The 1,949-nt window shown below is 39.3% G+C and carries 3 protein-coding genes; 2 read left to right on the top strand and 1 reads right to left on the bottom strand.

Going from position 1 to position 1,949, the window contains the following annotated elements; genetic code table 11:
• Nucleotides 1-749, bottom strand: a 749-nt coding sequence (locus AVJ20_RS17835; RefSeq protein ID WP_111886137.1) for an IS5 family transposase, incomplete at its 3' end; no start/stop codon positions are given.
• A 230-nt stretch (nucleotides 750-979) separates the two neighbouring features.
• On the opposite strand from AVJ20_RS17835, the gene AVJ20_RS18820 reads away from it, so the two are divergent.
• Together AVJ20_RS18820 and AVJ20_RS17825 are read left to right on the top strand one after the other, a co-directional pair.
• Nucleotides 980-1,393: a DUF2946 domain-containing protein gene (locus AVJ20_RS18820; protein ID WP_111886136.1), complete on the top strand. Its 414-nt coding sequence runs from the start codon at nucleotides 980-982 to the stop codon at nucleotides 1,391-1,393.
• Nucleotides 1,394-1,652: 259 nt separating this feature from the next.
• Nucleotides 1,653-1,949 (top strand): cytochrome ubiquinol oxidase subunit I (locus tag AVJ20_RS17825; protein ID WP_162689759.1); only part of this gene is annotated, 297 nt, incomplete at its 3' end.

The following is a 1,949-nucleotide window of genomic DNA, read 5'->3' as shown; positions in this document are numbered from 1 at the left end:
GAGAAGCACTGCTTCGCAAGATTAACTGTTCGAAGTAATTCATTTCGCGCTAGCGAGCTGATCTTTGTATCTTTCCATGGTTTCGCATTTTTTCTAGGTGGAATCACCGCATGCGCTTGCCGATCTGCAATGACCTGACGGCATTGCTTGGTGTCATAAGCTCCATCGGTATAAACAGAGTCAATCTGCTCATCTTGTGGAATCTGATCGAGTAAATCACCAAGCACTTGTGAATCACTCACATTATTTGTAGTGAGTTGAATGGCGCGTATTTGAAGGGTTTCAGCATCTATACCAATATGAAGTTTACGCCATTGGCGACGATATTCAGGTCCATGTTTCTTCCTTTTCCATTCACCTTCACCTAAAAACTTTAGACCGGTAGAGTCTACCAGCAAGTTAAGCCCACCACTGCTTTTTTGATAATTAATCGCAATATCAATATGTTTTTGTCTTCTGCAAAGCGTACTGTAATCTGGTGCGGTCCAATTTAATCCACAAAGTTTAATCAGACTTTGCACAAAGCCAGTGACCATACGTAAAGATAGACGGAATAAGGATTTAATCATTAAGCAGCATTGGATAGCTGCGTCGGAGTAGGTTTGATTTCGCCCTTGTTTGCCTTTTGATGGAGCATACCATTGCGTAGCAGGATCAAACCAAATGGCAATATTTCCCCGACTCATGAGTGCTCGGTTATATGCGGACCAATTGGTTGTGCGGTAGATTTTGTGTGTAGGCTTCTTCATTTGAAAATTATATCGCTGAAAAAGCCTTTACAGATAGGTTTGTGCAACAAAGCCATGTCAACTTAAAAATTCATATTTATATCTTTAAAGTGAATATTCACTTTAAAGATTCTGCTATTTTAGGTATATTAATTCTATGAAGTCATAAAGCTGACTTATATGATCGGATTTCAAGCCAGCACTACTTTTTAAAGTATTTTAGTTTCGTTTGCATACGTTGAGAGAATATGTTGCTAAGACAGAGTGGACTGTTTTTTGCAATTATGACTTTATTTTTGCAAATCGCAGTATATTTACAACCACTATTACCCGAAGAATTTCAAATTGCTCCGGTATGTCTTTCTATTACACATAATTTACTGTCCCCCGAAAATCACAAACACGCACATGAGACGTATAACGAACTAGTTCATCATCTGACCCAAGATCATAACCACGACGATCACATTGGACATAACCATCAATGCCAATACTGTACCGTCTATGGTGATGTTGTCCTACCTTTTGATTTTGAGATAGTTGAAATCATCGATAAGATTCAAGTCCGTCTAAGTTTCTATAAAGATGCTTTCCGACATGTATATTTCTCACTGCAAAGGCTTTACTTACTTCCACAAGGTAGGGCACCTCCACACACACTTTAAATCCTAATCAGACCAACAATTTGAATTGTTGATTTACCTCGGTATTTAAAGAGTGATTTTATGAAACTTTATATTTTTGCACCGTTTAGCGGATGCGAACAGAGTCGGTTCGCCTATATGATTAGGCTAAAACAATTGATCAAATCCCAACAGATTCACAACAGTCTGCGTCATCATACTGATCTATCTTGCCTAAAACAGTCCCGAAATTATGGGCCGTTTGTGGTTCACCGCATAATTCCACAATAAGGTGATAGACATGGATTTAGGTTTGACAGCACTTGAATTGGCGCGAATTCAATTCGCTTTTACAGTTTCTTTTCATATTATTTTCCCTGCAATTTCCATTGGTCTGGCAAGTTTTCTTGCGGTCTTAGAATGGCGTTGGCTAAAAACACAAGATCCTGTTTACCGTGATCTGTTCCAATTTTGGATTAAGGTGTTTGCATTGTCTTTCGGAATGGGAGTGGTTTCAGGGGTAGTCATGAGCTACCAATTTGGCACCAACTGGAGTGAATTCTCTCGTATTGCGGGTAGTGTCACTGGCCCCTTACTT

This window comes from Acinetobacter sp. CFCC 11171, from assembly GCF_003268405.1.
Lineage (GTDB): Bacteria > Pseudomonadota > Gammaproteobacteria > Pseudomonadales > Moraxellaceae > Acinetobacter > Acinetobacter amyesii.
The sequence above is the reverse complement of the archived record's forward strand: the minus strand, read 5'-3'. Positions and strand labels throughout refer to the sequence as shown.